Consider the following 23072-nt stretch of genomic DNA (forward strand, 5'->3'; position numbering starts at 1 on the left):
TTTATGCCGATCACACTAAGCCAATATTGGATGCAACTTGATGAGTTAGGTCGAGCTGTTGCGGTCTTTCTCATTTTGATGTCCTTGATTAGTTGGTTCACTATTTTTTCCAAGGCTTGGTCTTTTTGGCGCATACGACGCAGCACCCATGCTTTGCAAGTATTTTGGAACTCGCCAAGCATCGAGGATGCTGTCACCTTGTTAGATGCGCTCGATGTAGAAAATATTTATACCCCGCTGGCAAAACAAGGTTTGCAAGCAGTTAATCCTGCAAGTCGGACTAAATCAATTATGGCTAAAACCGAGGTTGGCGATATTGTGACGCGGGTAATACGAGAAGAACTCAATCGCGTCACCGTGCGTTTAGAGTCAGGACTGACTTTGCTAGCTTCAATTGGCGCTACCGCACCTTTCATTGGTTTGCTGGGAACTGTGTGGGGCATCTACCATGCGTTGACAGCGGTATCAGGTTCATCTGCGATTCAAATTGATCTTGTCGCTGGCCCGGTTGGTGAAGCACTAGTCATGACAGGCTTAGGTTTGATCGTGGCGATTCCTGCTGTGCTTGCTTATAACGCATTCAATCGTGTTAATCGAATCACATTCGCTGAATTAGATGGCTTCGCCTTCGATTTGCACGCGTATTTGACCAAAGCGAATTGATTGAGGTCTGACTGATGGGATTTGGTCAATTCAAAAGTGTCGGTGGTCGTTCTGGTAAGCCCATGGTGGCGATGGCTGATATTAATGTCACACCGATGGTTGATGTGATGTTGGTATTGCTGGTGATTTTTATAATTGCAGCGCCTTTGCTCAATCATGCAATTCGCTTAGAGTTGCCACAAGCAGAATCGTCAGCCTTACCGCAAGATTTGAAAACCATCACTTTGTCTTTTGATCCTGAAGGCAAATTGTTTTGGGATGCCGAGTTAGTCACATTGGAACAAGTTGGATCGCGCTTTGAATTGAGTGCAAAACAAAAGCCACAACCAGAGATTTTATTGCGTGCAGATAAGTCAACCAGATATGAGTCGATTGCCCAAGTCATGTCTGCTGCGCAAGCGCATGGGTTAAATAAAATTGGCTTTGCGACAGAGGCAAAGACCGCAGTGAGTTCCACCAAATCAGCTTTGCAAGCAACTTCGCAATTATCTTCGCAATCACCTACCGCTAGCCTGAAAAAGTAAGTCAAAACTGGCTTTTTCTCAGCGGATTCCCTCATATCATCGCGCTTTAGCCTTATAATCTAAGGTTAATGTAGCCTTCATTTTTTACCAATTTTACTTATTTCTTCAATCGAATTGTCATGCAAGAAAAATATAGCCCAGCAGAAGTCGAATTAGCCGCCCAGCAGCATTGGACACAAACAAACGCGTTTAAAACGGTAGAAAACGATCCGCGTTTCCCCAAAGGGAAGTACTACGCTTGCTCGATGTTGCCATATCCATCTGGCAAGCTACACATGGGGCACGTGCGTAACTACACGATCAACGACATGCTGGCGCGCCAATTGCGCATGAAGGGTTATAACGTCTTGATGCCTATGGGCTGGGACGCGTTTGGTTTGCCAGCGGAAAATGCGGCGATTGCCTACAAAAAATCACCAGCAGAATGGACTTACGCCAACATCGAAGATATGAAATCGCAAATGCAACCTTTGGGTTTGGCATTTGATTGGTCACGTGAAGTGGCAACTTGTGATCCAGATTACTACCGTTGGAATCAATGGTTGTTTTTGAAGATGTTGGAAAAAGGCATTGCTTATAAGAGGACCCAAGTAGTGAACTGGGACCCGATCGACCAAACCGTATTGGCGAACGAGCAGGTTATTGATGGTCGCGGTTGGCGTTCTGGTGCGATTGTTGAAAAACGTGAGATTCCAGGCTACTACTTCGGCATCACGCAATATGCGGAAGAGCTCTTGTCTAGCATCGACCAACTCGATGGTTGGCCAGACCAAGTTCGTACCATGCAGCGCAATTGGATAGGTAAGAGTGAGGGCGTACGTTTCGCGTTCAGCCACGAGATTAAAGATGACACAGGCGCTTTGGTACAAGACGGCAAGATGTGCGTCTTTACCACACGTCCTGACACCATTATGGGTGTGACTTTCTGTGCGGTCGCTGCAGAGCATCCCATCGCAACCGTCGCTGCAAAGAATAATGTGAAGTTGGCAGCATTCATCGAAGAATGCAAAGCCGGCGGTACCACAGAAGCAGAAATGGCGACCAAAGAAAAAGAAGGTTTGCCAACAGGTTTATTTGTCACGCATCCATTGACTGGCGAGCAGGTGGAAGTTTGGGTCGGCAACTACGTGTTGATGAGCTATGGCGATGGCGCTGTGATGGGCGTTCCTGCGCATGATGAGCGTGATTTCGCATTCGCTAAAAAATACGGTATCACGATCAAACAAGTCGTCGCCGTTGAGGGCGAGAACTTCACCACCGATGCTTGGGCAGAATGGTATGGCGATAAACAAAAATGCGTGACGGTCAATTCTGGTAAATACGATGGTTTGAACTACAAAGCCGCTGTCGACGCTGTTGCAGCCGATTTGGTCGCTAAAGGTGTAGGTGAGAAGAAAACCACTTGGCGTTTGCGTGATTGGGGTATTTCTCGTCAGCGTTATTGGGGCACACCGATTCCTATCATCCATTGCGATGACTGCGGCGATGTGCCTGTGCCATACGAAGATTTGCCAGTTGTTTTGCCAACCGAATGTATTCCAGATGGCTCTGGCAATCCATTGAAAACGCATGCAGCTTTCTTGAATGTGCCGTGCACGAAATGCGGCAAACCAGCGCATCGTGAAACCGACACCATGGATACTTTCGTCGACTCCAGTTGGTACTTCATGCGCTATACCTGCCCAGATGCGACAACGATGGTCGATGAACGCAACGACTACTGGATGGCGATGGATCAGTATATCGGCGGTGTCGAACACGCGGTCTTGCATTTGTTGTATGCGCGCTTCTGGACTAAAGCCATGCGTGATATGGGCTTGGTGAAAATTGACGAACCATTCAAAAACTTGTTCACGCAAGGGATGTTGTTGAATGAGTCTTACTACCGTGAAGATGCATGCGGCAAAAAAGTATGGTTCTACCCGAACGAAGTGGAAGTGCAGCATGATGACAAAGGTCGTCCAATTTCCGCCAGTTTGAAGAGCGATGGACAGCCTGTGCAAATGGGTGGCATTGAGAAAATGTCCAAGTCCAAAAACAATGTAGTCGAGCCAAAAGATATTATCAGTCAATTTGGTGCAGATACTGCACGTCTGTTCACGATGTTCGCAGGCCCTCCAGATCAAAGTGCCGCATGGAGCAGCAGCGGTGTGGAAGGCGCATCACGTTATCTGCGTCGTCTGTGGGCGACAGCGTTGAAATTCTCTGTAACGATTGCCGCTGGCGCAACCCCTGCAGCGAACTACGCTGCAGATGTCAAAGCTTTACGTTTTGAAGTGCATAACACCTTGAAACAGATCGATGGCGATTATGATCGTTTGCAGTACAACACGGTGGTTTCTGGTGCGATGAAATTGTTGAATACAATTGAATCGTTCAAATCAGAAGCAGAAGGTTCAGCTGCTGCGATGCGTGAGGCTTTTGGTATTTTGTTGCGCGCTTTGTATCCTGTTTGTCCGCATATCACGCATGCTTTGTGGAATGAGCTCGGCTATGCGAAAGACCTCGGCGGCATCATCGACGCACCTTGGCCACAAGTCGATGCAGCGGCATTGGTGCAAGACGAAATCGAATTGATGGTGCAAGTGAACGGCAAATTGCGCGGTAGTATCAAGGTAGCGAAAGATGCTGACAAAGCGACGATAGAAGCGGCAGCAGTAGCGAATGAAAGTGCCGCACGTTTTATCGAAGGTGCACCGAAGAAGATTATTGTTGTGCCGGGTAAGTTGGTGAATATTGTTGTTTGAGTTTGACTGATTTTTTGCGGGGCGGGTGCAGGATATGCATAGATTTGAGCTCCTAATTATTCCCTCTCCCGCAAGCGGGAGAGGGTTAGGGTGAGGGCGGTTCAGAAACGATAAAGTCGTTGAAAGTCAAAAAGCGGTGGGCGCTCCTGATTTTCGTCCTAGATGATTCTATTCGAAACTGAACCACCCTCATCCCCGACCCTTCTCCCGCTTGCGGGAGAAGGGAGTTTGAAATCCCAGTTGTTAAGTAGAGTGAAAGCCTCATGAGCATAAAGCGTTTTCTAAAAATTGTTAGTTATCTTGTTTTTATCATGGGTCTAAGCGCTTGCGGCTTCGCGTTACGCGGCGCAGTCGCGTTTCCGTTCCAAAGTATTTACGTCGGTTTGCCAGATAGTTCTGCTTTAGGCGGTGAACTCAAACGCAATCTACGTGCGAATGGTAAAACGGAAGTCACTACTCAAGCGACTTCGGCGGATGTGATTTTGGATGTGTTAGGTGAGTCGCGTGATAAGACGATCTTGTCACTGAACAGCCAAGGTCGTGTGCGTGAATTCAATTTGATTTACAACTTGAAATTTCGTTTGCGTGATAAAGCCGGACGTGAAGTATTAGAACCGACCACGATTAGCTTGAAGCGCAATCTCAGTTTTAAAGAGAATGAAGTCCTCGCGAAAGAAGCGGAGGAAGCTTTGTTGTATCGCGACATGCAATCGGAATTGGTACAACAAATTATGCGCCGTCTCGCCGTCGTGAAGATGGATGCACCAGTCAAAGCAGACTAAGAACACTAAGCACACTAAGCAAACTAAGCAAACTAAGCAAACTAAGCAAACTAAGCAAACTAAGCAAACTAAGCAAACTAAGGTCAAAACAGAATATGCAATTACGCTACGATGCTATTGATGCCCATCTCGCCAAAGGTTTGGCGGCGATGTATGTCATCTCCAGCGATGAGCATTTGCTAGTTCAAGAGACCGCTGACAAAATTCGTAAAGTCTCGAAAGCACAAGGTTTTTTAGAGCGTGAAATTCTCACGGTAGAACGCTATTTCAAGTGGGGCGAACTGCTCGCTGCGAACCAATCGCAATCCTTATTTGGCGATAAAAAGCTGATTGATTTGCGTATCCCGACTGGCAAACCAGGCAAAGACGGCGGTGCGGCTTTACAAGAATATGTACGAGATCTCTCGCCCGATAACATCACTTTAATTACCTTGCCTAAACTTGATTGGGCAACGCAAAAAGCAGCTTGGGTGACGATGTTGCAGCAGGTTGCCGTCTATATCGACATCCCTTTAATTGAACGGGTTGCCTTGCCGAATTGGATAGGACAACGATTGGCGGCACAAGGCCAAAGTGCCGATCGTCAAAGCTTGGAGTTTATTGCGGATAGGGTGGAAGGCAATTTGCTCGCAGCGCATCAAGAAATTCAAAAACTCGGTTTGCTACATCCACAAGGTAAATTGAGTTTTGACGTGATCCATGACGCAGTCTTAAACGTCGCCCGTTATGATGTTTTTAAACTCAACGAAGCGATGCTAGTCGGTGATGTGGCACGTTTGGTCAGAATGTTAGATGGACTCAAAGGTGAAGGCGAAGCGCTACCTTTGGTCTTGTGGGCGATGGCAGAAGAGCTACGCACCTTACTCAAATTAAAATCCGGCGTCGCACAAGGACGCCCATTGGGGGCACTCTTAAAAGAGTACCGTATCTGGGGCCCAAGAGAAAAACTCATGGAACCCGCATTACGTCGCGTGAGTTTGGCGACCCTGCAAGCAGCATTACAAGACGCTGCGCAAATCGACAAAATGGTGAAGGGCTTACGTGCGCCAAAATTTGCTGGTGACGCTTGGGATGCTTTGTTGCATCTGGGTTTGCGCGTAGCAAAAGCAAATTAACGCTTCGCCAAATCGCTTATTTGGGCGCATCGCGTTGTTGCTCATGCTCGCAATATCGACATATAAGGTGATTGTGTAGTGCGTGCTGAGCGCCTAGTGCTGCATCCCAGCTAAGAAATTTTGAGATGCGTAGCGCTAACCAATCAATGATACTAATAGAGTTTAGGTTAAACAAAGATGAGTACGGATCTCAATACCTACAATATTCAAGATTACATGCAGACATTGGGTCAGAAGGCTCGCGCCGCTTCACGAGCGATGGCAAAGGCCGACACAGCGACCAAAAATAAAGCCTTGCTGGCAATCGCAACCGCTATCCGTCGTGAAGCACCAGCACTGCGTACAGCGAATGAATTAGACCTCGCTGCAGCGCGAGCATCGGGCATGGATGCCGCGATGTTAGATCGCCTTGCCTTAAGCGATAAAGCGATTGCTACGATGGCAGAAGGTCTAGAACAAATTGCCCGCTTGTCCGATCCCATCGGCGAAATCTCGAATATGAAATATCGCCCATCTGGCATACAGGTTGGACAAATGCGCGTGCCGCTGGGCGTGATCGGTATTATTTATGAAGCGCGACCGAATGTGACGGTGGATGCCGCGGGTTTGTGCATCAAGAGTGGTAATGCAACCATCTTGCGCGGTGGCTCCGAAGCTATTCATTGCAATCGCGCACTGGCGTTACTGGTGAAAGAAGGCTTAGCTGCGGCTGGTTTGCCGGAACAAGCGGTGCAAGTAGTTGCTACCACCGATCGTGCAGCGGTTGGTGCCTTGATTACTATGCCAGAATATGTCGATGTGATCGTCCCGCGTGGTGGCAAAAGTTTGATAGAACGCTTGATGCGCGAAGCGACTGTGCCAATGATCAAGCATCTGGATGGTATTTGCCATGTTTATATCGATGATAAAGCGGATATTCAAAAAGCGATCGATATAGGATTTAATGCAAAATGCCATCGTTATGGTACGTGCAATACAATGGAAACTCTATTGGTGGCCGAAGCAATTGCACCGAAGGTTTTGCCCTTGTTAGCCGAGCGTTATTTGACTGAAAAAGTAGAATTGCGTTGTGATGCACAAGCAGCACAAATCCTACACGCTTATCCTCATCTAGCCCAAGTACAAGAAGCTGATTGGTCCACCGAATATTTAGCGCCGATTTTGGCAATTAAAGTCGTCGCGGACATGGCGGAAGCGATCGCACACATCACACAATATTCGTCCAAACACACAGAATCCATCATCACCGAAGACTATAGTCGCGCGATGGCATTTTTGCGTGAAGTCGATTCAGCTTCTGTGATGGTGAATGCATCGACCAGATTTGCGGATGGATTTGAATATGGGCTCGGCGCGGAAATTGGCATTTCTAATGATAAACTGCACGCGCGCGGACCCGTTGGCTTGGAAGGATTAACTTCTTTGAAATACGTGGTCTTTGGTCATGGTGAAGTTCGCCAATAACAGAAATATAGTCAAAAATAAGGTCATCCATGCTCTACGTCAAAGCATTTCATATAGTATTTATCGCCTCTTGGTTTGCCGGCTTATTTTATTTGCCGCGTATTTTTGTCAATTTGGCGATGGAAAGTCATCAACCTAGCGTTGAACGTTTGCTGCTAATGGCACGTAAGTTATACCGCTTTATGACCATCTTGATGATTCCTGCATTGGTATTGGGCTTTTGGTTATGGCTAGGCTACGGTATTGGCAAAGGGCCAGGTAATGGCTGGATGCATGCGAAGTTAGCGATTGTAGTTTTGTTGATCGGCTATCACCATGCTTGCGGCAGTGTCTTGAAAAAATTTGAACGCGGTCAAAACAAACGCAGCCACAAGTGGTTCCGCTTTTTCAATGAAGTACCAGTATTAATGATGATTGCGGCAGTGATTTTGGTGGTGGTGAAACCGTTTTAGTCGGCTATTTGTAGAAAAGTCGAATGCAGATAACACTCCCTCGCCCGCGAGCGGAAGAGGGCAGGGATGAGGGTAGTTCAGCAGAAACAAAAGTCTCGTAGGGCGGGTGAAACCCGCGCTGCTTAGGTGCTAAATTGGCGTGCGGCGCGGGTTGCACCCGCCCTACAATTTGTGCAGCTTAGTATGTTGAATGGAGTACCAAGTTTGAGAGTCGATTAGTCAATCAGACAACAGATAGACGTTTAACCTGTGGAGTGTCTTGCATGAGCAAAGTTTGTGATTACTATTTCGCACCCCATTCACCTTGGTCTTATTTAGGTCATCAACGCTTTATCGATATTGCAGCCAAGCACAAAGTAAAAATTGCTCTTAAACCTTGCGATTTAAGCCGTGTGTTTGCAGCGTCTGGCGGTTTACCATTGGCCAAACGCGCGCCGCAACGACAAGCTTATCGTCTGCTCGAGTTGCAGCGTTGGAGCGACTTTTTGCAAGTCCCTATGCATGTGCAACCTCAGTTTTTTCCGGTTACGCCCGATCCTGCAGCGCGATTAATCATCGCTGCGCAAATCGCGCATGGTAACGAAGTCGCATTGGCTTTATCAACATTGATCATGCGTGCCATGTGGGCAGAACAAAAAAATATCGCCGATGAAGCAACTCTAATTGGCCTCGCCTGTGATGCAGATTTAGATGGCAAACAATTGGTAAAGTCAGCAGAAACCGCAGCAGTACAAGCTGACTATGAACGCAATACCAATGATGCGATTGCCGCCAATGTTTTTGGCGCCCCTTGGTATGTGTACAAAGGCGACGGCTTTTGGGGACAAGATAGATTAGATTTTCTTGAACGCGCGTTTGCGTCTTAGTTCGAAAAAAGTATTTGCATTTAATTTTTAGTAAGCCCTCTGGTCACGCAGCGTGGTCAGAGTTTTTAAAACCATGACGGAAAAAAGGTCCCCCATGAAAACACGTTATTCTTATTTTTGCCCGTGCCCACGCGGTTTGGAAACGGCTTTAGCCGAAGAGCTCAACGAGATCGCCGATCTCAAATCACCTAAGACGATACACGTCCACACACAAGTGCCAGGTGGTGTACATTTTTCTGGCGAGCTGAATGATGCGTATCGCGTCAACTTGCATTCACGTATCGCTTCCCGCGTCCTGTTGCGGATGGCGCACGGTGGTTACACCAACGAAAACGATATCTACGATTTGACGCTAGAACAGCCGTGGGAAGATTGGTTTGGCTATCACCACACGATACGCGTTGATGTCACTGCGGTGAAGTCGCCACTCAAGAGTTTAGAATTCACCACACTTAAAATTAAGGATGCGATCTGCGATCGTTTCCGCGATCAATTCACGCAACGCCCATCGGTTGATACCAAACAACCGGATATGCGCATCGTCGGTTTCTTAGATGCACACAACTACACCGTTTATCTCGATACTTCAGGTGAAGCCTTATTCAAACGCGGCTGGCGTTTAGAAACAGGCGATGCGCCTTTGCGCGAAAATTTGGCAGCAGGTTTGCTCCGTACTTCAGGCTGGAAACCAGGCGTACCTTTGTTTGACCCTATGTGCGGTTCGGGCACGATTTTGATTGAAGCAGCGCAAATGGTCGCAGGCATTCCACCCGGCATGCGTCGCGAATTCGCCTTTGAAAAATTTGCCGCCTTCAATGAAGAAGAATGGCAAGACATCAAAAAAAGCATACGCGCTAATCCATTACCAACCGAACCAACAATTTTCGGCAGCGATATTTCTGGCGACATGGTCAGCATGACGCGCAATAATTTGAACAAAGCGGGTATCAAATTTGAAGTACCGCTCAAACAAATCGAAGCGCAAGAAATCAAAGCACCAACTGAGCAGCCAGGTATCTTGTTAACCAACCCACCTTACGGCGAACGTATCGGCGTACGCGGTGATCAAAGCTTCGAACCCGACGATTTAGCACGCGAATTTTTCGCCGCGTTCAGTGCTACATTGAAGCAACGCTTTGCTGGTTGGAGCGTGTTCTTGTTCACTGCCGATTTGGGTTTGCCAAAACTTTTACGTCTTAAAGAATCACGTAAAACACCGTTCTTTAATGGTGCTTTGGAATGTCGTCTATTCCGCTTTGATATGGTGGCGGGTTTTAATCGAAGAGAAGCAGCTAAACCTAAAGACGCTGAGTAATTTTTGTGTTTTGTAGGTGCGAATAGCGTAGCAGATTCGCACGTATCGATTCATTGAGATAGCTTACATTTAGATGTGCTTCTCTACACTTTGATCAATATGCGCACCTACGGCGCTAAATAAATTTTTCATGGAATAGCCAAAAAATCACCAATTAAAACATAACGCCAAGCTAACTGGCTTGTCGAAGGCAAGTCAGTGTTGGGCGACAAGTTAAATAGTATTTCGTTCATAGATAGATTCAAAAGGAATATTGAACTCTTTCAACAGTCCGGACCACGTATCTATGACCTTTTTCATAAACTGATGGGATTCTTGAATCTGCTCGCCTTCGATAATGATTGATATTTCGATGCTTTCTCGTGGATCAGCAACATGCAAATCGCCATTCCTGTCTTCATACACATCTGCGACGCTAGAACGAGATATAACCGCTCCTTTTGCAATCCGAGTAGACTCAAAATTAAAATGCTTATTGGAATTCGCGATATCCCGGCATGCAGCCAATTCAGAATATCCATTGCATTTTTCGTGAACATCCAAGTCGGCCGGAAAACTTGGATGTTTTTTGACCCAATCGCGCAAGGCATGTGCTGTAACACAGAAATTAAAAAAGTGATCGCACATTTCCTCTTTGCGAATGTCAGCACCGGCATGGAAAGTTCGATAAAGCTCCCGTTCAAGTTTGTTGAGCAAATCTGCTGGTGTAACGTAGAAGTAACGAAGCGACATTTCTCTTCCTAAACTTAGTTATTTAACGGTTGAACTCAGCCGCCGGCGTAGCCGGTCGGCTGGAGTGAATTGTTAGAGTTGTATGCTCTCATTTGTTGACCATGCATGAAGCGCGTATAGCGCCCCCGTTGCGTGCCTGCCCCAATGGGTTTGAAAACTTTGCCGCCACTCCCAAACTGCCTCTTTAACATGGCCGCGATCGTACAGCCAAAAACCAGCCTTTAAGTCGCGATAGATGTCCGCTAAATCATCGGCAAGATCTCCAATTACTGGTTCTTCTTTCCCGACGTTGGCGGGATTGAAGAATGTCGAATAATAGTTGAAGGGTAGAAAGCCAAACCGATTGTAAGTGACCCTCCATTCTTCATCTGAGATTCTTTCCCCCTCTAAGTCTTCACCAAACCCAAGGTTGGAGGTAGCCAAGATAGCCGAGGACAAATTAGCCAATAACTCAATCGCAGTTTTAACTTCGTTTTCTGTCGATACCGGCTGAGTCTCCGCCCATGCGCAGAACTTGCGCGCCACTTCTGCAAAATTTTTTAGCGGACTTTCCATAGGAGAGTTGTTGAGCTCTAACTTGTATTAAGATGAAAAAACCAAAGTTAACATATTCTTAAAAAACTAGCAATGAAGTTTGAAGTCTCTCGAATCCCGCATCCAGCGTAGTTCTTTTTTGTTATACCTCGTGAAAAAAGGTTTAACAGCAGGAAGCCAATAATCAGCTCGGCACAGCGGTCGCCGACATTATTGATCACATCATTAAAGCATGGCAAAGCATCAAGCGCAGTCAAGCAGGCAGCGCACTTTTGGCGTATCCTTCTACTTTCCGTGCGGCATGCTTATTGAGTATTGCATATTTCGGCCACTTCATGCATTTGGTTGTCGGTATGCCATGTCTCCCGCACTATTTTTTTTTACTGACTCCCATGACTATCACTACTCGCCTTCAACTCAAAGACAGCGCATTAATCCATGACCACGCTTTTATTCAAAACAATTGGATAGATACGCCAGAGCGATTTGCTGTTCATAACCCTGCCACAGGTGCCTTGATTGCCGAGGTCAGTAATCTCGATACCGCCCATGCGCAAGACGCGATACAAACCGCGCAGGACGCTTTGCCTGCTTGGTCTGCTTTGACGGGCAAAGAACGCGCGAACATCTTGCGTAAGTGGTTTGATTTGATCGTGGCGAATGCCGATGATTTGGCAGCCATCATGACCGCGGAGCAGGGTAAGCCTTTGGCGGAAGCGAAGGGCGAAGTTTTATATGGCGCGAGTTTTGTCGAATGGTTTGCGGAGGAAGCAAAACGAGTTTCAGGCGATGTGTTGGCATCAACTTGGGTGGATAAGCGCACGATGGTGTTGAAGCAGCCGATTGGTGTCTGCGCGGCGATTACGCCTTGGAATTTTCCATTGGCGATGATTACGCGTAAGGTGGCGCCGGCATTGGCGGCGGGTTGTACGATCGTGATTAAACCAGCGGAGCAAACGCCTTTGTGTGCATTGGCTTTGGCCGATTTGGCTTTGCGTGCGGGCATGCCTGCGGGGGTATTGAATGTATTAACCGCCGATGCAGAGCAATCGATTGCGATTGGTCGCGTGCTGTGCGGTAGTTCGGTAGTGCGGCATTTATCGTTCACTGGATCGACGCCAGTCGGTCGTATTTTGATGCAGCAATGCGCACCAACTTTGAAAAAGCTGGCTTTGGAGCTTGGGGGGCATGCGCCGTTTATTGTGTTTGAAGATGCCGATGTCGATGCAGCGGTGGAAGGTGCTTTGCAATCGAAGTTCCGCAACGCCGGACAGACTTGTGTCTGCACCAATCGCTTTTATGTACACGAATCTTTATACGAAGAATTCTTAACGAAGTTTGCGCTCGCCAGTAAGAAAGTCGTAGTAGGCGAGGGTACGCAAATCGGCGTAAAGCAAGGCCCTTTGATTGACCAACAGGCTTTGGAAAAAGTACAAGCGCACGTTGCTGATGCGGTGGCGCAAGGTGCTCGCGTCTTGGCGGGCGGCAAGTCGCATGAAAAAGGTGGATTATTTTTTGAACCAACCATCATTGCCGACGTCAATCATCAGATGCTGGTGATGCGTGAAGAGACCTTTGGTCCTTTGGCAGCGGTAACGCGCTTTAGTAGTGAAGAAGAAGTGATCGCTGCTGCTAATGACACGGATTTTGGTTTGGCGGCGTATTTCTATGCGCGCGATATTGGCCGCGTGTGGCGTGTGGCTGAAAAATTGGAGTACGGTATGGTTGGTGTTAATACCGGACTGATCGCGAATGAAGTGACGCCGTTTGGCGGCGTTAAACAATCTGGTTTGGGGCGAGAGGGTTCTAAATACGGGATGGATGAGTATTTGGAGATGAAGTATGTTTGTTTGGGTGGGATTTGAATTTTTTTTGAATTGATCTCCGATTCAATACAAAGCTTAGAGCTGTTCATATTTTATTCTTTGTGATTTCTGCGAAGGTTAAATGGGCTTTAAGCTCCCTACCTTTCAAGGCATCGGTAGCTATACAAGTTCAGATTTGCCTAGAAACCCCTTCTCCCGCAAGCGGGAGAAGGCGGGGATGAGGGTAGTTCAGATTGACGAAATGCATATTTAAATGCCGCGTTCTGTATTTAGAACACATGCAGTCGATATGTTTTCTCGCTTGTTAGCCTCCCTCACCCCAACCCTCTCCCGCTTGCGGGAGAGGGAGTGTTATTAGAACTTTGACTTGTATAGATAACTATGCTTTCAAGGAAGAGGGTGGGGATGGATTGTATTTTCAGAGTCGAGTTTTGGTCGTTTGTAACCCTTCCCCATCCCAGCCTTCCCCTTGAAGGGGAAGGAGCTTTATCAACGATGGAACAATATTGATCTCAGATTGGCAATGATTGGAAATTACTTGTAATTATCCGCAATTTTTAGTCAGTAATTTTATTCAGTATTTTAGTAGTCATTAATTCGCAATTATTCGCAATTCGTTAGAAATCGTTTTGCGCAAAGTAGAAAAGAAGAGAAAGTAGTTTATGCATTCCAAAATTAAATTGAGTAACGCGGGCTTAGCAACTTTACTTGCTGCCTTGTCGATGCTTGGACCATTTTCTATCGATGCGTATTTGCCAGCGTTTTCTTCTATACAAACGAGCTTGCATGCATCTTCGATAGAGGTGCAGCAGACTTTGACGGCGTACATGTTGTCGTTTGCCGCCATGACTTTGTGGCATGGTGCATTGTCTGATTCATTTGGACGACGTAATGTGGTGTTGGTTGCTTTGGTGGTTTTTGCGATCGGCTCGTTTGGTTGTGCTTCGGCACACACCGTGCATTATTTGTGGGTGTTTCGCATCATGCAAGGTGTGGCAGCTGGTGCGGGGATGGTGATTGGTCGGGCGATTGTGCGTGATTTGTATGAAGGCGCGCCTGCAGAGCGTTTGTTATCCTTGGTGACAATGATCTTTTCGATTGCACCAGCGATTGCGCCGATTATTGGTGGCTGGGTGGTATCGCATTCCGATTGGCGTACGATTTTTTTACTGCTGTTTGTGTACACGGTTTTGTTGTTGATCGCTTGTTATAAATATTTGCCGGAATCTTTACCTGTCGAAAAGCGCCAACCGTTTAATGTGAATTTTTTGTGGGAGAGTTATCGCGATGTGTTTAAATCGCCTGGCTTTCATTTTATGGCAGGAACGATAGCGTGTAATTTTGCAGGTATCTTTTTGTTTATTTCTTCCGCGCCTGCCTTTGTTACACAGCACTTGAAATTAGATGCGCAAAGTTTTGGTTGGCAGTTTGTGCCCATGGTTGGTGGAATTTTCTTAGGTTCTCTTGCCGCCAATCGTTTGGCTGGACGTTTAACCATCACACGTCAAGTGAGTATCGGTTTTATGTTTTTGTTGAGCGCGGCTTTCGCGAATGTGGTGTTCCATTTCTTTTCTATGCCGATGTTGCCATGGTCGGTGATCCCTTTGTTTTTTTATGCGTTTGGAATGTCTGTGGTGTTTCCTGGTGCAACTTTAATGGTGCTTGAGTTATTTCCCCATATTCGTGGCATCGTTGCATCTTGCCAATCGGCCTCGGTCACTTTATTAAGTGCGGTTGTTGCGGGTGTGATGGCACCTGCTCTCGATCATTCTGTGTTATCGCTGGCTTTGGGGCAACTTGGTTTTGCCTTGCTAGGTTTGGCGTTGTGGTATGCGGGCCGTGTTTATGCGCGTAGACATAAAGTGATTGGTACGCATTGATATCTATTGATACTTATCGATATTAAGATTCAGTAAACCTGCGTCATCATTCAGATGATCTCATGCCGCGACGTAGATAGTTGGCGCAGCTAGCCTATGAATTACGTCCTATTGATTGCGTTACAAAAGAAGCCGCAAAAAAGCCGCGAATTTATAAGCGGCTTTTTTTATTTCTGCCGAAATTCCAATCTGTTGTCATGTCACATAACCGTCACTGTTGTGTCACATACATGTCATTTTTACTCTCTATACTTGCGCCTGTCGTTGGATCGCTGAACTGGTTCAAGGCTTTAAATTAGACTTGTAATCCGCTTTTTGCAGTGCTGTCTCGGTAGTCTGTAAAAAAACAAATTTTTTAATTTTCTGGAACTTTAGCTATGAAAAAATCAATTCTTGCACTAGCCGCATTGTCAACATTAGGTGCATTTTCTGGTGCCGCAATGGCGCAAACATCAGTCACGGTTTACGGTATCGTTGACGCAGGTGTTGCATACAAAAAAGCAGGTGCAGGTTCATTAACATCTTTGGATAGTGGCTTGAACTCCACATCCCGTTTGGGCTTCAGAGGTACAGAAACATTGAGCGGTGGTTTGAAAGCCAACTTCAATTTGGAAATGGGTTTGAAAGCAGATACTGGTGCAAATGACTCTGCAATTTTTGCACGCGGCGCTTGGGTTGGCTTGTCTAGCGCAGACTTCGGTTCTGTGAACTTGGGTCGTCACAAATCATTGACATACATCTACGGTGCGCAAATCGATCCATTCATGGATGGTTTGTTGGGTAAAACAGATTTGATGTTCAAGATCAACGCAGTTCGTGATAACTCCATCACTTACACATCAAATAGCTTTGGCGGCGGTTTCTCTGTTGCTGGTCAATATGGCTTCGGTGAAAAAGCGGGCGATGCAAAAGCAAACCGCGTAACTAGCGTCGCAGCTGCGTATGCAAATGGTCCTTTGATGGCGAACATCGTTTGGGATCAAGTAAAAGATACAAACGGCAATTTGGCTGTGGGTGGCGAAAAATTGTTGGCTGGTATGTCTTATGATCTCGGTAAAGATTTCTTCGGTGTGAAATTAAACGCGATGTATGAAGAGATCAAAGGCTCAACAAGTTTGACAGTTTTGAAAGAAACTAAAGAACAGTTGTACATGATCGGTGGTTCGATCAAAGAAGGTGCCAATACTTTTATCTTGAGCTACACAGATTCTAAAGTTAAAACCAGCACAAATGCAGACTCAAATCGTATCGCATTGGGTTACACCTATGACTTGTCTAAGCGTACTAACTTGTATGCATCAATGGCTCGTGTAGAAAACGAAAAGTCTGTGAAGACTTTAGCGGATGTGAATGGCGCGACAGCAACTTTGTTTAACTTTGGTATTCGCCATAAGTTCTAATTTGCTCAATCAGTTTGATTGAAAATTCAGAAAAAGCTGCCCGCGATGGCAGCTTTTTTTGTATGGATTTGTATAGAATTTTTACGTAAGTGTAATATGCCTTGTCCCGTATTTTTTTTGGACTACAATGCAGCAGTCCATTGGATAATTTGTATTGGAAAGGTGAGATCATGAAAAAATTATTGTTGGCCGTATTGGCACTAAGCTTGACTTCAACAGCCGTATTCGCAGGTGAAGCGAAAGTGAGCTTTGCGAAGCTTGATAATTTCACAGATATCAAGGCTGGCCATGAACAAAAAGAGCGTTTTCGTGAACGTTTGACAGAGGAATTCACCTCGGTGTTTGCAGGCTTTGCCGCCAAACTACCAGAGGGCTATCGGTTAGAAATAAATGTTACTGACATTGATTTGGCAGGTGACATCCGACCAGGAATGACAATCCATTATGATCAGATTCGTTGGATGAAAGAAATTGATTGGCCACGCATCCAATTCACTTATGCGTTGAAAAATGCGCAACAAGAAGTGGTCGCCAGCGGCAAGGAAGAATTGCGCGATATGGACTACTTGCGTCGAGTTCGTATTCCTTCAGGTAAGACTTCATTCGAGTTTGAAGAAAAAATGTTGCAAGATTGGTTTAAACATCAAGTCGTTTCAGGTGCATTTCCTTCACAAGATGCGAAAACACTTACTGCGACCAAATAGCTTTATTTAAATTAAATAAATTAATTTAAGTAATAACTGTTTTTATGAAGGGTCGATTCAATTTTGAATCGACCTTTTTTATTTCTGTGCAAATTTTTATGCATGTTTGTAAGCATGATTGCAGTGAATCAGTGATCCATTGTTGAGTCTGCTTTGTCGATACAGCTTTATTGAGCAATGATTAGGTTTGCCAAGCGCTCCTTAAGCCACGTAAAATAGCGCCTTCTTGAAGCAAATTAGCTGAACGTATTGCATTAAACGCATAAATTTCACGATGTTGCTTCTATTTTTCTCCACCGAATTGATCCATGTCTACAGAAAATCCCAAAACAGGCGATGCTACTGCGCCAACCGAAGAGCCACGTAAGTCGCTTTTTTATGATCCAACCGAGTACCGTATTCGTAGTTTTGTCACCCGCGCAGGACGACTCTCTGATGCCCAATTAAAAGCGATTGAAATCTTGGGCGCTAAGTATATGATTCCTTATCAAAAGGGCTTACTCGATGTAGATGCGACGTTTGGACGACAAGCGCCAACTATCTTTGAAATTGGCTTTGGTATGGGCGAGACCAGTGCCAAAATTTCGACCCTGATGCCTGAGAAAAATTTTATTGGAGTCGAAGTCCATACGCCAGGTGTTGGTAATTTATTGAAACTGACCGAAGCAGCTGGCTTGCAAAATCAGCGCATTATTCAACACGATGCGTACGAGGTATTAATGCACATGATCGCGCCCGAATCCTTGGCTGGTGTGCATGTGTTTTTTCCTGATCCTTGGCATAAGGCACGTCACAATAAACGTCGTTTGATTCAAGGGCCGATGGTCGCTTTATTGGCCTCGCGGATTCAATCTGGCGGCTATATTCATTGCGCGACCGATTGGGAAGATTATGCTGTGCAAATGTTAGAAGTGCTTAGTGCTGATCCAAGCTTGAAAAATACCGCAGATGGCTATGCGCCACGCCCAGATTATCGACCTGTAACCAAGTTTGAAAATCGTGGTTTGAAGTTAGGTCATGGTGTGTGGGATTTGGTATTCGAGAAGAAGTAAGTTGGATCATCACGCACTTTGTGACGCTTAATTTTTGTCACATTTATTGTACATAAATCTGATTAACAACTGTAATCGATCACTGCGATAGCGATAGATAACAAAACGCAGCCTGTAATAGGGCTGCGTTTTTTTTCATCTATTGCGAGCTCGCGAATTCGTTGGTGATTTTGCTTGTTGGGCTTAATCACTGTCATCTTACTGTCACTTAGCGTCTCTACAATCTGTCTCCTATGACAGAGCAACAAACACGATCCGGCAAAACCATTTTAATCTTGAGCGTTTCAGCGGGAGCGGGACACGCCCGCGCAGCAGAGGCGATTCGCGCATATGCACAGAGTGCTAAGCCAGATTGTCGCGTGATTCATCTTGATGTGATGGATTTTGTGACACTTGGCTTTCGTAAAATCTATACTGATTTTTATGTGCGTTTGGTGAATCGAGCTCCGACCTTGTGGGGCCATTTATATAACTTCACCAACGATGCGCGCACCGATAGTTCAATGGAAAAATTACGGCGTAGCTTAGAACGCTGGAACGCCAAAGCACTACTGCGCGAAATCGCAAACTTAAATCCCGATGCAATTATTTGTACACATTTCTTGCCAGCAGAAATGTTGGCGAGATTAATTGCGCGACATGAATTGGATTGTCCGGTGTGGGTGCAAGTAACGGATTTTGATCTGCACAGAATGTGGGTGCACAAGGGAATGGCGGGTTATTTTGCCGCAAATCAGGAAGTAGCTTTTCGTATGCGCGAGCATGGAATTGCGGCAGAGACGATCCATGTAACCGGGATTCCTATCATGCCAGCATTTGCAGAGAATTTATCGAGAGACGAGTGCGCGCCGGCATTTGGATTGGCACCATCACGCTTTACGATGATCTTGATGGGCGGTGGTGCTGGTCTCGGTGATTTGGCTGAAGTTGCGGCACGTTTGCTTGAACTTCAATTGCCAGCAGAAAATCCCTCTAGTCAGTTTCAATTAATCGTACTTGCCGGGAAAAATCAAAGAGCCTTGCAGGCATTACAAACCCTTGCACTTTCTTACCCACAGCGCCTTTTTCCTATCGGCTTTACCTCGCAGGTTGAACGATTAATGACGTGTGCTGATGTGGTGATTACCAAGCCTGGTGGGCTCACGACCTCAGAGTGTTTGGCAATGGGTTTGCCGATGATTGTGAATGCACCGATTCCCGGTCAAGAAGAACGTAATGCAGATTATGTATTGGAGCAGGGCGTCGCATTAAAAGCAGTTGATTCACTTGCGCTGATCTACCGTATTCAAGAATTAATCGCACAGCCAGATCGATTATCAATGATGGCGCAGCGCGCAAAACTGCTCGGTAAACCAAATGCGGCACAAGCGGTATTTGAGCGCGTGTTTGCTAGTCTGTGTTGAGAAAAACTCTTCATCAATATTCTTGCAATAGGGATGAAACCAATTTAAACAAGATTATTTAAGGACAGTTTATGCGCTTACAGTGGAAGGGCTTGTTGCTCACTTTATGCTGGGTTGGCCTGATGGCGTTTTTCTTCGCCGAGGTGGAAATCCAGATCGAAGGTGGTGCCGGATGGGCAACAAGTTTGCCAACTTGGCGCATTGAACAGCATTGGTTGTTGGATATTTTTTGGGGTGGGCGAGCAATGACCGGCTATCACGCTTGGGTTTTTCCATTCATTGCCATGGTTTTTCATCTACCATTTTTCTTTTTGCAAATATGGTCATGGAAACTACAAGCGCGTGCGCTCGCGTGCATTATGGTGTTTTGGATTGTTGAGGATTTTTTGTGGTTTGTGCTCAACCCCGCATTTGGATTAACACGATTTAATCCTATTGATGTCTTTTGGCATAAGCATTGGTGGTGGGGATTGCCTACCGACTATTGGACTTTTTCTTTGATTGCCATAGTTTTGTTGGTCTACTCATTTAATCAGAAGAAAAATTAAGTCAGATGGACTCGTAGAAATTGCTGCTATATCACCGTACCCACCCATTGTGATTAATTTGTATTTATATAAAAATTGGAGTAAGTTGCCTGCTTAATTTATTTTTGTGAATAGCTTATGCGCGCATCTTCTCTCCGGTTTCCCGCTCGTTCAATTCTTTCAGCGTTTGTTTTAGCGACTTCGCTCTTCGCACCGGTTGTCAGCTCTGCACAAATATCTTCAAATGCTGCTTATGCTGCGCATCAATCTATTCCTTATTCGTCTAAGTTAGTCAAAGCAAAGTTGGATAATGGATTGACTTACTACTTGCAAAAAAATGCCACGCCCGAGAAAAAGGCGGAGTTGCGCTTAGTGATTAAAGCTGGTTCCATTTTGGAAGACGATGATCAGCAAGGCTTAGCGCATTTTACTGAGCACATGGCATTTAATGGCAGCAAACATTTCAAGAAAAATGATTTGGTTTCTTTCTTGGAATCGATAGGAGTGAAGTTTGGTGCTGACTTAAATGCGTATACGAGCTTCGATGAGACGGTGTACATCTTGCCGATTCCAACCGATAAACCGAGCAATTTGGATAAAGCGATTATGGTGTTGGCAGATTGGGCAAATGGATTGAGCTTTGATCATGCTGAAATTGATCGTGAGCGCGGCGTAGTCTTAGAAGAGGCGCGTTTGGGCAAGGGCGCCGATGATAGACTTAAAAAACAAATTATTCCCAAGACTTTATACGGCTCGCGATACGCTGAGCGGATGCCAATTGGAAAAGAAGAGATCCTGAAAAATTTTGATTACGATGCTTTGAAGCGATTTTATCGAGATTGGTATCGTCCGGAATTGATGGCCGTGGTGGTGGTTGGCGATATTGATCTCGCACAAACAAAAAAACTGATAGAGAAGCATTTTGCTGGTTTAAAAAAACCGCAAAAACCGCGTCCACGTGTCGTCGCCGAAGTACCTCTAAAGAATATGGCTGATGCAATCGTAGCGACTGATAAAGAGGCGAATTATTCCGCCATTAGTATCTCGCAAGGACGCTATTTGAAGATCAATGATGGCAAGTTTGGAAGCTATCGCGAGCGTCGTATTCAGCGCTTTTTTAATGCAATGCTCAGTGATCGTTTAAATCAATTGGTGCAATTACCTCAGCCACCTTTTATCGCGGCGAGTAGCGAAGTTAGAGGTTTGGTTGCGCAGTACCAAGAGTTTAATTCGGTCGCGGTGATTGGCAAGGCTGGTGTGCAGGCGGCGATCGATGCATTAATGCAAGAAAACAAGCGCGTTGCGCAATTTGGTTTTAGTGCGGATGAATTTAACCGGGTTAAAGCGAATATTTTGCGCAATATGGAGAATGCTTATAAAGAGCGAGAAAAAAATCAGTCAGACGAATTGGCGGAAGAATTTATCCGCAATTTTTTACTGGGTGAGGCGATCCCAGGTATCGAGGCTGAGTACGTATTTCATCAACAAATCGTCAATCAAATTCAGCTTGAAGATGTCAATCAATTTGCACGCAGCATCTTAATTAATCAGGAACCGAAGCTAATCGTGTATCAAGGTAGCGATAAGCCTGACCATACGATTCCGGATACACAGCAATTGATAGAAATGGTTAAGCTGGCAGAACAAAAACAAGTGACCGCCTACACCGAGAAAAAAGCGGTGACGAGTCTATTCGATACAATGCCAAAAGCGGGTCACATTATTCGTGAAGTGAAAGATCAGAAGTTAGGTACGACGAGTTGGACACTAAGTAATGGTGCTACTTTAGTCATGAAACCAACCAATTTTAAAAAGGATCAAATACTGCTTGGTGCAACGCGAGTTGGTGGTATGTCGATGCTCGCCGATGCCGATTTTTTACAAGCGCGCTATGCGACCGCAGTAGTCGGCGCGATGGGCATGAAAGATTTACCACCTATCGAGTTAGGAAAATTCTTGGCAGGGAAGAGTGTGGGTGTCTCGACCAAATTTGGTGAAGATGCTGAAGGTATTTCTGCTTCATCCAACAATAAAGATCTCGAAGCGATGTTGCAGGTGGTGCATCTTGCGATGACGGCACCACGACGCGATCCTGCTTTATTTCAATCCTTTGTCGGTAAGCAGCAAGATGCTTTACGTAATCAGATGGCTTCACCGTTCATGGTATTTCAAGATCAATTGATACACACGATGTATCCATCGCATCCACGTGCACCAATATTGACTACGCCAGAGCATATTGCGAACCTTGATTTGGATCGTTTGATGGATATTTATCGAGGTCGCTTTTCCAGCGCAAAGGGCTTTACTTTCTTTTTGGTCGGTAGTTTTGATATCGCAAAAATTAAACCTTTGATGTTGACGTATCTGGCTAGCTTGCCTTCACATGATGTTGAAGTCGGCGTCAGAGATCACGGCTTGCGGCCTGTTTCTGGCATCGTCAAAAAGAATGTCTACGTCGGTAAAGAAAACCAAAGTTTGATTAGCTTGCAGTTACATGGCGAGCGCAGTATGAACATCAAGGATCGTATGCGTTTTTCTGCCTTGATGGAAATTCTGCAATTGCGACTCACCGCCAAAATGCGTGAGGAACTTGGTGCTGTGTATAGCCCGCAAGTGTCATATAGAACGGTGTTGAACCCCTATCAAGGATATGTAATTGAGTTGTACTTGCCGAGTGGGCCAGAGCATGTCGAACAGTTATTGAGCAGTAGCTTTGCCTTATTCGACGAGTTGAAGACAAATACCGTGACTAGTGAGGAACTCAATAAGGTGAAGGAAAATTGGCTAAAAAATCGCCAAGAGCAGATTAAAACTAATGATTTTTGGATGACAATATTTACTAACGCCAAAGAAGAAAATGAGAACCCGATGCATGTCTTCACCTTTAATGAAAGGGTGAAGCAATTGCAAGCCAAGGAATTATTAGAGGCCGCCAAAGTTTATTTGAATGCAGAGAATTACATTCAAGTGGTGATGTATCCGGAGCATATGAAGCCAGCAGATGGCGTTGGGAACTTATGATCAGTAGTTTATTCTTAAGCAAGTAGATGAATTCAAAATCAGGATTTAAATCGGATTCACAT

The 23072-nt window shown here is 45.6% G+C and carries 19 protein-coding genes; 17 read left to right on the top strand and 2 right to left on the bottom strand.

Annotated features, from left to right (window positions below):
- The first annotated feature begins 3 nt into the window (after window positions 1–3).
- The 9 genes from KDM92_RS12245 (at window position 4) to KDM92_RS12285 (ending at window position 9928) form a co-directional block, all read left to right on the top strand.
- Window positions 4–663, top strand: a complete 660-nt coding sequence (locus tag KDM92_RS12245) for a MotA/TolQ/ExbB proton channel family protein (protein WP_212684754.1) — start codon at window positions 4–6, stop codon at window positions 661–663.
- Window positions 664–677: 14 nt separating this feature from the next.
- Window positions 678–1187: an ExbD/TolR family protein gene (locus tag KDM92_RS12250; protein WP_329603157.1), complete on the top strand. Its 510-nt coding sequence runs from the start codon at window positions 678–680 to the stop codon at window positions 1185–1187.
- Between the two features lie 119 nt (window positions 1188–1306).
- Window positions 1307–3934 (top strand): leucine--tRNA ligase, encoded by a 2628-nt coding sequence (gene leuS / locus KDM92_RS12255; RefSeq protein WP_212684755.1) that lies wholly within the window; start codon window positions 1307–1309, stop codon window positions 3932–3934.
- Between the two features lie 263 nt (window positions 3935–4197).
- Window positions 4198–4716, top strand: coding sequence for an LPS-assembly lipoprotein LptE (locus KDM92_RS12260; protein WP_212684756.1), 519 nt, complete (start codon window positions 4198–4200; stop codon window positions 4714–4716).
- Window positions 4717–4811: 95 nt separating this feature from the next.
- The gene (gene holA / locus KDM92_RS12265) at window positions 4812–5831 is read left to right on the top strand and encodes a DNA polymerase III subunit delta (protein ID WP_189344621.1); all 1020 of its coding nucleotides are present in this window, start codon (window positions 4812–4814) and stop codon (window positions 5829–5831) included.
- Window positions 5832–6008: 177 nt separating this feature from the next.
- The gene (locus tag KDM92_RS12270) at window positions 6009–7295 is read left to right on the top strand and encodes a glutamate-5-semialdehyde dehydrogenase (RefSeq protein WP_212684757.1); all 1287 of its coding nucleotides are present in this window, start codon (window positions 6009–6011) and stop codon (window positions 7293–7295) included.
- A 29-nt stretch (window positions 7296–7324) separates the two neighbouring features.
- Window positions 7325–7747 (top strand): CopD family protein, encoded by a 423-nt coding sequence (locus KDM92_RS12275; RefSeq protein ID WP_212684758.1) that lies wholly within the window; start codon window positions 7325–7327, stop codon window positions 7745–7747.
- A 263-nt stretch (window positions 7748–8010) separates the two neighbouring features.
- Entirely contained in the window at window positions 8011–8613 is a 603-nt protein-coding gene (locus KDM92_RS12280) for a 2-hydroxychromene-2-carboxylate isomerase (RefSeq protein WP_212684759.1), read from the top strand.
- Between the two features lie 94 nt (window positions 8614–8707).
- Entirely contained in the window at window positions 8708–9928 is a 1221-nt protein-coding gene (locus KDM92_RS12285) for a THUMP domain-containing class I SAM-dependent RNA methyltransferase (RefSeq protein ID WP_212684760.1), read from the top strand.
- Between the two features lie 213 nt (window positions 9929–10141).
- On the opposite strand, the gene KDM92_RS12290 is transcribed toward KDM92_RS12285, so the two are convergent.
- Both KDM92_RS12290 and KDM92_RS12295 read right to left on the bottom strand, forming a co-directional pair.
- Window positions 10142–10660: a hypothetical protein gene (locus tag KDM92_RS12290; RefSeq protein WP_212684761.1), complete on the bottom strand. Its 519-nt coding sequence runs from the start codon at window positions 10658–10660 to the stop codon at window positions 10142–10144.
- Between the two features lie 72 nt (window positions 10661–10732).
- Window positions 10733–11215 (bottom strand): DUF5063 domain-containing protein, encoded by a 483-nt coding sequence (locus tag KDM92_RS12295; protein WP_212684762.1) that lies wholly within the window; start codon window positions 11213–11215, stop codon window positions 10733–10735.
- A gap of 371 nt (window positions 11216–11586) precedes the next feature.
- On the opposite strand from KDM92_RS12295, the gene KDM92_RS12300 reads away from it, so the two are divergent.
- From KDM92_RS12300 to KDM92_RS12335, 8 genes are all read left to right on the top strand, one after another.
- Window positions 11587–13059 (top strand): NAD-dependent succinate-semialdehyde dehydrogenase, encoded by a 1473-nt coding sequence (locus KDM92_RS12300; RefSeq protein WP_212684763.1) that lies wholly within the window; start codon window positions 11587–11589, stop codon window positions 13057–13059.
- A 623-nt stretch (window positions 13060–13682) separates the two neighbouring features.
- Window positions 13683–14900 carry a multidrug effflux MFS transporter gene (locus tag KDM92_RS12305; RefSeq protein WP_212684764.1) on the top strand — a complete coding sequence of 406 codons (1218 nt, stop codon included), beginning with the start codon at window positions 13683–13685 and terminating at the stop codon, window positions 14898–14900.
- A gap of 377 nt (window positions 14901–15277) precedes the next feature.
- Window positions 15278–16300, top strand: coding sequence for a porin (locus KDM92_RS12310; RefSeq protein ID WP_189344612.1), 1023 nt, complete (start codon window positions 15278–15280; stop codon window positions 16298–16300).
- A 170-nt stretch (window positions 16301–16470) separates the two neighbouring features.
- A complete protein-coding gene (locus tag KDM92_RS12315; protein ID WP_212684765.1) occupies window positions 16471–17004 on the top strand; it encodes a DUF3016 domain-containing protein in 534 nt (177 codons plus the stop codon).
- A gap of 308 nt (window positions 17005–17312) precedes the next feature.
- Window positions 17313–18056, top strand: coding sequence for a tRNA (guanosine(46)-N7)-methyltransferase TrmB (gene trmB / locus KDM92_RS12320; protein WP_212684766.1), 744 nt, complete (start codon window positions 17313–17315; stop codon window positions 18054–18056).
- A 233-nt stretch (window positions 18057–18289) separates the two neighbouring features.
- Entirely contained in the window at window positions 18290–19459 is a 1170-nt protein-coding gene (locus KDM92_RS12325) for an MGDG synthase family glycosyltransferase (protein WP_212684767.1), read from the top strand.
- Between the two features lie 71 nt (window positions 19460–19530).
- Window positions 19531–20007 (top strand): hypothetical protein, encoded by a 477-nt coding sequence (locus tag KDM92_RS12330; protein ID WP_212684768.1) that lies wholly within the window; start codon window positions 19531–19533, stop codon window positions 20005–20007.
- Window positions 20008–20124: 117 nt separating this feature from the next.
- Window positions 20125–23010 carry a M16 family metallopeptidase gene (locus KDM92_RS12335; protein ID WP_212684769.1) on the top strand — a complete coding sequence of 962 codons (2886 nt, stop codon included), beginning with the start codon at window positions 20125–20127 and terminating at the stop codon, window positions 23008–23010.
- Window positions 23011–23072: the final 62 nt, after the last annotated feature.

It is taken from the genome of Affinundibacterium baiyunense (assembly GCF_018139645.1).
Taxonomy (GTDB): domain Bacteria; phylum Pseudomonadota; class Gammaproteobacteria; order Burkholderiales; family Burkholderiaceae_D; genus Undibacterium; species Undibacterium baiyunense.

Bases quoted from the DNA above. Each gene is read 5' to 3' on its own strand.
- holA (WP_189344621.1), top strand. From the start codon at position 4,812: ATGCAATTACGCTACGATGCTATTGATGCCCATCTCGCCAAAGGTTTG.
- KDM92_RS12315 (WP_212684765.1), top strand. From the start codon at position 16,471: ATGAAAAAATTATTGTTGGCCGTATTGGCACTAAGCTTGACTTCAACA.
- trmB (WP_212684766.1), top strand. From the start codon at position 17,313: ATGTCTACAGAAAATCCCAAAACAGGCGATGCTACTGCGCCAACCGAA.
- KDM92_RS12290 (WP_212684761.1), bottom strand. From the start codon at position 10,660: ATGTCGCTTCGTTACTTCTACGTTACACCAGCAGATTTGCTCAACAAA.
- KDM92_RS12305 (WP_212684764.1), top strand. From the start codon at position 13,683: ATGCATTCCAAAATTAAATTGAGTAACGCGGGCTTAGCAACTTTACTT.
- KDM92_RS12310 (WP_189344612.1), top strand. From the start codon at position 15,278: ATGAAAAAATCAATTCTTGCACTAGCCGCATTGTCAACATTAGGTGCA.
- KDM92_RS12250 (WP_329603157.1), top strand. From the start codon at position 678: ATGGGATTTGGTCAATTCAAAAGTGTCGGTGGTCGTTCTGGTAAGCCC.
- KDM92_RS12275 (WP_212684758.1), top strand. From the start codon at position 7,325: ATGCTCTACGTCAAAGCATTTCATATAGTATTTATCGCCTCTTGGTTT.
- KDM92_RS12270 (WP_212684757.1), top strand. From the start codon at position 6,009: ATGAGTACGGATCTCAATACCTACAATATTCAAGATTACATGCAGACA.
- KDM92_RS12325 (WP_212684767.1), top strand. From the start codon at position 18,290: ATGACAGAGCAACAAACACGATCCGGCAAAACCATTTTAATCTTGAGC.
- KDM92_RS12245 (WP_212684754.1), top strand. From the start codon at position 4: ATGCCGATCACACTAAGCCAATATTGGATGCAACTTGATGAGTTAGGT.
- KDM92_RS12260 (WP_212684756.1), top strand. From the start codon at position 4,198: ATGAGCATAAAGCGTTTTCTAAAAATTGTTAGTTATCTTGTTTTTATC.
- leuS (WP_212684755.1), top strand. From the start codon at position 1,307: ATGCAAGAAAAATATAGCCCAGCAGAAGTCGAATTAGCCGCCCAGCAG.
- KDM92_RS12285 (WP_212684760.1), top strand. From the start codon at position 8,708: ATGAAAACACGTTATTCTTATTTTTGCCCGTGCCCACGCGGTTTGGAA.
- KDM92_RS12335 (WP_212684769.1), top strand. From the start codon at position 20,125: ATGCGCGCATCTTCTCTCCGGTTTCCCGCTCGTTCAATTCTTTCAGCG.
- KDM92_RS12330 (WP_212684768.1), top strand. From the start codon at position 19,531: ATGCGCTTACAGTGGAAGGGCTTGTTGCTCACTTTATGCTGGGTTGGC.
- KDM92_RS12295 (WP_212684762.1), bottom strand. From the start codon at position 11,215: ATGGAAAGTCCGCTAAAAAATTTTGCAGAAGTGGCGCGCAAGTTCTGC.
- KDM92_RS12280 (WP_212684759.1), top strand. From the start codon at position 8,011: ATGAGCAAAGTTTGTGATTACTATTTCGCACCCCATTCACCTTGGTCT.
- KDM92_RS12300 (WP_212684763.1), top strand. From the start codon at position 11,587: ATGACTATCACTACTCGCCTTCAACTCAAAGACAGCGCATTAATCCAT.